This window comes from Halomonas alkalisoli, from assembly GCF_021412585.1.
GTDB lineage: Bacteria > Pseudomonadota > Gammaproteobacteria > Pseudomonadales > Halomonadaceae > Halomonas > Halomonas alkalisoli.
Window position 1 is genome coordinate 106787 of the sequence record NZ_JAKCMI010000022.1, and the last position, 7746, is coordinate 114532.

At 63.9% G+C, this 7746-nt stretch carries 8 protein-coding genes; 7 read left to right on the forward strand and 1 reads right to left on the reverse strand.

All coding sequences use genetic code 11. The annotated features are described in order from the left end of the window. Window positions 1-26: 26 nt before the first annotated feature. The gene (glnH, locus tag LY622_RS08540) at window positions 27-764 is read right to left on the reverse strand and encodes a glutamine ABC transporter substrate-binding protein GlnH (protein WP_234290510.1); all 738 of its coding nucleotides are present in this window, start codon (window positions 762-764) and stop codon (window positions 27-29) included. A gap of 339 nt (window positions 765-1103) precedes the next feature. On the opposite strand from glnH, the gene LY622_RS08545 reads away from it, so the two are divergent. The 7 genes from LY622_RS08545 (at window position 1104) to LY622_RS08575 (ending at window position 7746) form a co-directional block, all read left to right on the forward strand. Continuing rightward, window positions 1104-1763, forward strand: a complete 660-nt coding sequence (locus tag LY622_RS08545; RefSeq protein WP_234290511.1) for a LysM peptidoglycan-binding domain-containing protein — start codon at window positions 1104-1106, stop codon at window positions 1761-1763. Between the two features lie 65 nt (window positions 1764-1828). Beyond that, window positions 1829-2200, forward strand: coding sequence for a hypothetical protein (locus LY622_RS08550; RefSeq protein WP_234290512.1), 372 nt, complete (start codon window positions 1829-1831; stop codon window positions 2198-2200). A 52-nt stretch (window positions 2201-2252) separates the two neighbouring features. Then, window positions 2253-3344 (forward strand): acyltransferase family protein, encoded by a 1092-nt coding sequence (locus LY622_RS08555; RefSeq protein WP_234290513.1) that lies wholly within the window; start codon window positions 2253-2255, stop codon window positions 3342-3344. Window positions 3345-3379: 35 nt separating this feature from the next. After that, the gene (locus LY622_RS08560; RefSeq protein WP_234290514.1) at window positions 3380-4510 is read left to right on the forward strand and encodes a serine hydrolase; all 1131 of its coding nucleotides are present in this window, start codon (window positions 3380-3382) and stop codon (window positions 4508-4510) included. 234 nt (window positions 4511-4744) lie between these two features. After that, window positions 4745-5821 (forward strand): TRAP transporter substrate-binding protein, encoded by a 1077-nt coding sequence (locus LY622_RS08565; RefSeq protein ID WP_234290515.1) that lies wholly within the window; start codon window positions 4745-4747, stop codon window positions 5819-5821. A 68-nt stretch (window positions 5822-5889) separates the two neighbouring features. After that, window positions 5890-6459, forward strand: coding sequence for a TRAP transporter small permease (locus LY622_RS08570; RefSeq protein ID WP_234290516.1), 570 nt, complete (start codon window positions 5890-5892; stop codon window positions 6457-6459). Between the two features lie 3 nt (window positions 6460-6462). After that, window positions 6463-7746, forward strand: a complete 1284-nt coding sequence (locus LY622_RS08575) for a TRAP transporter large permease (RefSeq protein WP_234290517.1) — start codon at window positions 6463-6465, stop codon at window positions 7744-7746.

Below are 7746 nucleotides of genomic sequence, written 5' to 3' on the forward strand. Positions count from 1 at the left end.
GTCGTTGAGGAAGTGTGGCGAACGCTTCACTCACCCGGACGGGAACCGAACCACTTTTCAAAGATCTCGTCGTAGCGGCCATCGTCACGCATGGCTGCAAGCGATGCGTTCACGTCCTCGACCAGCTCGCTGCCCTTGGGAAAGCCGATGCCGTACTCGTGGGCCATCATCTGTTCGCCAACGGCCTTGACCTCGCCATCGCCGGCGGTAGCGATGTAATAGAGCACGTTGGGTGTGTCGTGCATGGCGGCGTCGACACGACCCGAACGCAATTCCAGATAGGCGTTGTCGATATTGGGCAGCAGGCGCAGCTCGGTCTCGCTGAAGTGCTCCTGGGCATAGTCGGCGGCGGAGGTGCCCATGCGCAGGGCAATTCTCTTGCCGGCCAGGTCGTCGGTGGTTTCGATCTCACTATCGACCGGGACCATCAGGGTGAAACCACTATCGTAGTAACCGTCGGAAAAATCGATGACCTCGGCGCGGTCCTCGCGGATGGTGATACCGGCCAGGGCAACGTCGACCTGATTGGTCTGCAGGGCAGGGATGATTCCCGAGAAATCCATGGGACGCAGTTCATAGTCCCAACCGTTGTCCTCGGCGATGGCGGCCCACATGTCGATGTCGAAGCCAACGTATTCACCATCCTGCATGAACTCGAAGGGTACGAAGGCGGTATCGGTGGCGACGATCAGTTTATCGGCGGCAGCGTTAGAGGCGAGAGCCAGTGACAGGCCTAGGGCAGACCAGGTAAGCAGCTGTTTCATGATGTTTCCCCTTGTCGTTGTTGTGCAGTGCAGGATATCGGAGCCGGCATCCTGCAAATATATTTGTTTGAAAGGCCAGATTTATCAAGATATTTGCGTAAATAAATGTTACGAAGAGGCCTGCATGGGTTCGACAGAGGCAAATGCAGCCCTGCTGAAACAGCCCGACCTGATTTACGTTGAAGTCCCGGCGGGCAACTTTAGCCATGGCTGTCCATACTGGATCCGTAGGCAGCGCTTGCACGCCTGCGCAGGCGGGGCCCCCTGGCCTTCGCTGAAAGGCGTTTGACGACTCAGAACAAGACATTGCAGACAGAACCGTTGCAGAGAGGTATTGCCATGATTGACCCATTCTTCACATCCACTGGCCCGAAACGACAGGTGGCGATCAGCAGCTTGCTGGCGGCCGGCCTGCTGGTATTCTCCCTCTCTGGCGTGGCCATCGCTCAGCAGGACGACGAGGCGGCCGAAGCGACGGCCGACATGGCCGCTGAAGAGAACGGTGACGCCGAAACGACGGATGACGAGACTACCGACGAGCAGGCCACGGATGCGCAAGCCGATGAGCTGTCGGCCCGGCTGGAAGAGCGCGAGGCCCAGTTGCGCCAGGCACAGCGTGAGCTGACCGCACTGCGCGCGCGCCTGCCGCAGGAGGAGGGTGGCGATCTGGATCTCGATTCGGCCGTCCATTCGGCTCGGCTGACGGCCGAGGCGATCCGTTCGGCGCGCAGTGAGCTGCTCCAGGCCGGTGGCAGCGACGCTGCGCTGGAAGAGAGCATCGACCAGCTCATCGCGGAACTGGCACGGGACCAGGCTCTGGTCGCGCGTGGCCGTGGTGACACGCTATACGAGGTACGGCGTGGAGAGACCCTGGCCGGCATCGCGGGGCGTTATTATGGCAACAGCAATCGCTGGGAGGAGATTCATGAAGCCAACGCCCATGTGCTGCGCAATCCGGATCTGGTCTGGCCGGGCCTGACGCTCGTGTTACCCCGCTGAGATAGTCGGCTGTCATCAGTGCGCGATTCGGCTGTCGGCATTGCCGGCAGCCGAGGGAGGACGAGATGAATCGTCTGCGAAAGCCAACCGTGGCGAAGGGGCGCGTCGGGCTTTTGGCCGGCGCCTGCCTGCTGTTCCTGGCGGCCTGCGGGAGCGACGATGGCGTGTCGGAAGTGACGCTGTCCGTGCTGGCGGCGAATCCGGCGTCCCATGATGGCGCCACGGTTGCCACCGAGGGCGTCGTGCGTCACTTTGAAGAGCCCTTGCACTACTGGGTCGAGGATCAGGATCTCAACCGCGTCGAAATCTTCCCCCATGAGGAGATCGCGCCGCATCTGGGCGAACGCGTGCGTGTCGTCGGCCATTTCGAGTATTCAGCGACGGAAGGGCGCCGGCTGACACTGGAACATGTCGAGCCGTTGAGCGCGCCGGAGTGAGCGCGGATAAGGAAGTCGTGACATGCGAGGGAAGGCATTGAGGGAAGGCCTCATGCAGTACCCCGTGCTGCCATCGTCGCCGGGACGTATCGAGGCGATCGATCTGGCGCGCGGGTTTGCCATCGCACTGATGATCGTCAGCCATGCCGTCAGCGGCTTGCTTGGCATTCGGCAGGTACCCGACTGGGGCATGGTGCCGATTCACCTGCTGACGAAGTTCTCCTCGTCGCTGTTCATCATCGTCTTCGGCATCGCCCTGGCCGTGGCCTTCCTGCCGAAGAGCGATAGCCCCGAATGGTCACGACGGCGCCTGAAGCTGATGCTTCGTGGGCTGCAGGTGCTGTTCTGGTACAAGGTGCTGACCGTCGTGGAGATGATGCCGCTCTACGCTCCCGAGGATATTCTCGATACCCTGCTTTACCAGCGTTTTCCCATCTGGGTCGAGATCCTTGGCTTCTACGCCATCGCACTGCTGTGGATCCCCTGGGTGCTGCCCCTGTGGCGCAGGATGCCACTCTGGTCGCGCCTGGCCAGCCCACTGCTGGTTGCCCTGCTGGCGGGGTGGCTCGAGCGTCACTTCGGCTTCTGGGGCATCGAGCCGCTCAAGGCGATACTGGTCGAGGATGCCGACCACTACACCTGGGGCCAGCTCTCGCGGCTGCCGCTGGTGATGGTCGGGCTGCTGATCGGTGAGGCGGTGCTGCGCTGCTACTGGCAGCCAGCGGCGCGTCGCTGGCTGGTACTGGGGCTGGCGGGTATCGGGGCGGCGCTGCTGCTGGGGTTCGTGGCGGTGTCGCTGCCCGGGCTCGGCGAGGCGCTGGTGGCGGTGGCCTGGAACGTTGGCAAGCACCCTCCGGAGCTGCCCTTCATGCTGTTCAGCGTGGGTGGCGCGCTGGTCATCCTCGCGCTCTGCCTGCTGGGGGGAGGCGCGGCGGCAGCCTGGCTGAAACCGATCACGGTGGTCGGCTCCGATGCGCTGATGGCTTTCATCTTCCATATCGTGGTGATCTTCCTGATCTTTCGCTTCCTGCTGGGGTACTGGCAGGTGTTTAGTTACCCGCAGGTGCTGGGCTTTGGCCTGGCGCTGGTACTCGCCACGGCGGGCTGGATCAGCCTGACGCGCTGGTTCCGCCAGTACGCCTGACGGGCTCGATCATTGCCTTGCAACGGGTATCCGCCATGTCTCGATGGATTTTTCCGCCGCACTTGCCGCTGCTTGCGTTGTTTACCTTCTCGCTGCTGGCGGCACCGCTGTGGGCCTCGCCCGGCACCGGCTGGACGGACCGGCTCGACGCCAGTGCCGCGACTGTACCGGCCTGGGCCAAGCGGCTTGACGCGCGCCTGGCCCTGCTGGAGGCCGGTTTCGATGGCGAGCTCGGTGTCCATGTATGGAAGTTGGGGCAGGAGCGGCCGGATGAGCGATATGGCTGGCGTGACCGGGAGACCTGGTATCTGGCTTCCCTGATCAAGGTGCCGGTGGCCATCGAGCTGATGGCGCGGATCGAGGCGGGAAGTGCCTCGCTCGATGATCGCCTGGTGCTGCGCCGAAGCGATTATGTCGACGGTGCGGGGCCTACCAACTGGGCCTCGCCCGGCAGCGCACTCTCGTTGCGTGAACTGCTCGAACCCATGCTGATGGTCAGCGACAACACGGCCAGCGACATGCTGATCGATTTCCTCGGCCTCGACAGCGTCAATCGGCGGGCCCAGTCATTGGTGACAGAGCCCGCCGGGCTCGGCCCCATCACTACCCTGGTGGACGTTCGCCGCCACGTCTACAGCCAACTCCACCCCGACGCCTTCGGGCTGACCGGGCTCGACTTCATCGAGCTGCGCAAGCTGGAAAGCGACGATCATCGTTTCCAGTGGCTCGCCAGGCGACTGGGTGTTGCGCCCGGTGCGCTTCAGCTACCGTCGCTGGATGACGCCTTCCGCGCCTACTATGGGACCGACCTCAACGCCGGACGACTCGATGCCTTCGCCGAGCTACTCGCCGCACTGGGCGAGGGCAGGGCGCTGGGAGGCGACGCCACGGGCGAGCTATTGACGATTCTGTCGCGCACCAACAGCGGAGAGAGGCGGCTAAAGGCGGGGCTGGGCCGTGACATACGGTTCGCCCACAAGACCGGTACCCAGCACCGGCGCGCCTGCGATGCCGGTATCGCCACCCATGGCGAGGGTAGTGCGCGCCAGCGGGCGGTCATCGTGGCCTGTACCCGCGGCGTGCTCAACGTGGCGCGCTCCGAACAGATGCTGGCTGCGGTGGGGCGGGCCCTCTACGAGTCGGGTGTCTTTGTCGACGCCCCCTGAGCCGCTGCTTGGCACCCTGCATGCAACGAAAGTCTAGGTGGTGTTGGCGCTATAAGCGTTGACACCTTTCGCCGCTATGACTAGCCTCAATGTATCGGATGTTACCGGTAACAAGGTATTTGTCACCTGCCATTCGATTGGCCTGGTCGACGGTTCACCTCGACCAGGCGCAGGCACTCTGCAAGACGCTTCGATGACCCTATTTCAACAACGACAATCCTTGGAGAATTCGCCATGACACGCTACTGGCGCAGCACGCTCACCCTGGCCGGCGCGGCCACGCTCACTCTCGGCATGGCGCATGCCCAATCACCGGAGCTGTCCGATCCGCCCGCCATCGACGGCGCCGTGCTCGACGATCACGGCAGCCATACCATCCGCATGGGCATCGGCCTGGCCGAGACCTCGCCGCAGTACCTCTCCAGCCGCTATTTCGGCGATATCCTCGCCGAGCGTACCGACGGCCGCATTACCGTCAATATCTTCCCCAACAGCCAGCTCGGCGACGATGTGCAGATGATGGAGATGCTCCAGACCGGCACCCTGGACATGAGCTACCCCTCTTCATCGCCGGCCACCACCTATGTGTCGGAGCTGGCGGTCTTTGACCTGCCATTCCTGCTGCCGACCCGTGAAGCTGCCATCGCGGTGATGAACAGCGACGTGGCACAGGAGATGCTCGATGCCTTCGAGGGCACCGGCATCAAGGCGCTGACCTTCTCCGAGAACGGCTATCGTCAGCTCACCAACAGCGCCAGGCCTATCGAATCGCCGGAAGACGTGGGTGGATTGGATGTCCGGGGCCTGAGCGTACGCACCATGGAGAACCCGGTTCATCTCTCCATCTGGGAGACCTTGGGTGCCAACCCCACGCCAATGGCCTTCGGCGAGCTGTTCTCGGCCATGGAGCAGGGCGTGGTCGATGGCCAGGAGAACCCCTGGAGCACCATCCTGACCTCCAACTTCCATGAGGTGCAGGACTACGGCTCCGAGACACGCCACGTCTACACCCCCTTCATCATGATGATGTCGGAGCGTACCTGGGATCGCCTGGCGCCGGAGTATCAGGAGCTGGTCCAGGAAGCGGCCCGTCAGTCGGCGGAGTATGAGATCCAACTGGCCGCCGAATACGACGACTGGTCGCGGGATCAACTCGAAGAGCGTGGCATGCAGATCACCCGCCTCGACGACGACCAGATCGCCGCCTTCCAGGAAGCGGTGCAGCCCGTCTACGACCAGTGGGGACCGCGTATCGGTGAGGATCTGATCGCCAGCATTCAGGAAATTGCCAACGCTGCCGGCAACGATTGATTCCTTCCCTGGACTGATTGGCGGAGCAGGGGGCAGCTGTGCCCCTTGCTTTGCCACCGGAGCATTGCATGACCTCATCCAATCCCCCACCCGATCCCTCCCAGTATCTCGACGACCCCAACCGCAAGGCGCTGGAGCTCGACATCGAGGCACGCAAGGGACCGGCCCTGTTCCGCTGGCTGACGGTGCTCATGGAGCACCTGATCGCCACGATCCTGGTGGCGTTGATCGTGTCGGTGTCGGGCAACGTGGTCGGCCGCGCGCTGTTCAACCGCTCGCTGCCCTGGGCCGACGAACTGGCCCGCATGCTGTTCATCTGGCTGATCTTCATCGGCGCCGCGGCGGCCTTCGCCCGCTATGAACACATCGCCGTGGACTTCCTGGTGCGCCGCCTCAAGCCCCGCGCCGCCCATGTGCTCTACCTGATCCAGCACCTGATCATCACCGGCCTGATGGGCGTGCTGATCTGGGGCGGCTACGTCGTGATCTCCCGTTCCACCGGGCGTACCGCCATCCTCGGCGTGCCCTGGAACCTGATCAATGTCTCGCTGGTGCTCTGCGCGACCTTTATCGGCGCCGTGGCCATCTGGCGCGCCTGGCGCAGTATCACCCTCATTCGCACCGGCCAGGAGGCGTAGCCCATGCTGTGGATCTTTCTTGGCATCCTGTTCGCCTCCATCGCCCTGGGCCTGCCGATCGCCTTCGGCCTCGGCGTGGCCGCGGTGGTGCTGGCGGTGATGTCCGACATTCCCCTGTCGATCCTGATCGAGCAGTCGGTGCGCGGGGTCAACAACTTCCCGCTGCTGGCGATTCCCTTCTTCATCCTGGTGGGTGAAGTGATGAGCGCCGGCGGCATCGCCCGGCGGCTGATGGAGCTGGCCGGTGCGCTGGTCGGTTTCGTGCGCGGCGGCCTGGGCCAGGTGGCGATCACCGGCTCGATGTTCTTCGGCGGCATCAGCGGCTCGGCGGTGGCGGACACCGCCGCCACCGGCTCGATGATGATCCCCTCGATGAAGCAGCAGGGTTACTCCGCCCCGCATGCCACGGCGATCAACACGGTCTCCTCCGTCATCGGCATCATCATCCCCCCCTCGATTCCGCTGATCCTGTTCGGCATCGTCACCGAGACCTCGATCAGCCGTCTGTTCATCGCCGGCATCGTGCCGGGCCTGCTGATCGGCTTCGGGCTGATGGTCACCACCTTCATCATGGCGACCCTGGAACACGCCGGGAAGACCCGCAAGTTCCGCCTCGACCTGCTGTGGCAGGCCTTCAAGGCCGCCTGGCTGGCCCTGGTGCTTCCGGTGATCGTGATCGGCGGCATCATCGGCGGGGTGTTCACCGCCACCGAGGCGGCGGTAGCCGCGCTGCTCTACTCGCTGTTCATCTCGCTGGTCTTCTATCGCGAGTTCCACCCGCGCGCCCTGTGGGGCATGCTGATCCGCACCGCTCGCCTGACCGGCATGGTCCTGCTGCTGCTGGCCTTCGCCACGGTGATCGCCTGGTTCCTGACCATCAACATGGTGCCCCAGACCCTGGTGCGCCAGGTGCAGGCGATCACCCAGGACCCGTTCTGGCTGCTGATGATCGTGGCCGCGCTGCTGCTGCTGGTGGGCTTCGTGATGGACCTGACCCCGGCCATGGTGATCATGGCGCCGATGCTGACGCCGATCGTCACCACGGTGGGCGTCGATCCGGCCTACTTCGGGGTGCTGATGGCCTTCATCCTCGGCATCGGGCTGCTGACGCCGCCGGTGGGCACCTGCCTCTATGTGGGCTGCGGGGTGGGCAAGGTCTCGATGGAGTCGCTGGTCAAGGCCATGCTGCCGTATTACGCGGCGCTGCTGGTGGTGCTGGTGATCCTGATCGCCTTCCCCGGCATCGTCACCTGGCTGCCCGACATCACCGCCGTGCGCGGCAACTGA

Bases quoted from the DNA above. Each gene is read 5' to 3' on its own strand.
- LY622_RS08555 (WP_234290513.1), top strand. From the start codon at position 2,253: ATGCAGTACCCCGTGCTGCCATCGTCGCCGGGACGTATCGAGGCGATC.
- LY622_RS08545 (WP_234290511.1), top strand. From the start codon at position 1,104: ATGATTGACCCATTCTTCACATCCACTGGCCCGAAACGACAGGTGGCG.
- glnH (WP_234290510.1), bottom strand. From the start codon at position 764: ATGAAACAGCTGCTTACCTGGTCTGCCCTAGGCCTGTCACTGGCTCTC.
- LY622_RS08550 (WP_234290512.1), top strand. From the start codon at position 1,829: ATGAATCGTCTGCGAAAGCCAACCGTGGCGAAGGGGCGCGTCGGGCTT.
- LY622_RS08570 (WP_234290516.1), top strand. From the start codon at position 5,890: ATGACCTCATCCAATCCCCCACCCGATCCCTCCCAGTATCTCGACGAC.
- LY622_RS08565 (WP_234290515.1), top strand. From the start codon at position 4,745: ATGACACGCTACTGGCGCAGCACGCTCACCCTGGCCGGCGCGGCCACG.
- LY622_RS08575 (WP_234290517.1), top strand. From the start codon at position 6,463: ATGCTGTGGATCTTTCTTGGCATCCTGTTCGCCTCCATCGCCCTGGGC.
- LY622_RS08560 (WP_234290514.1), top strand. From the start codon at position 3,380: ATGTCTCGATGGATTTTTCCGCCGCACTTGCCGCTGCTTGCGTTGTTT.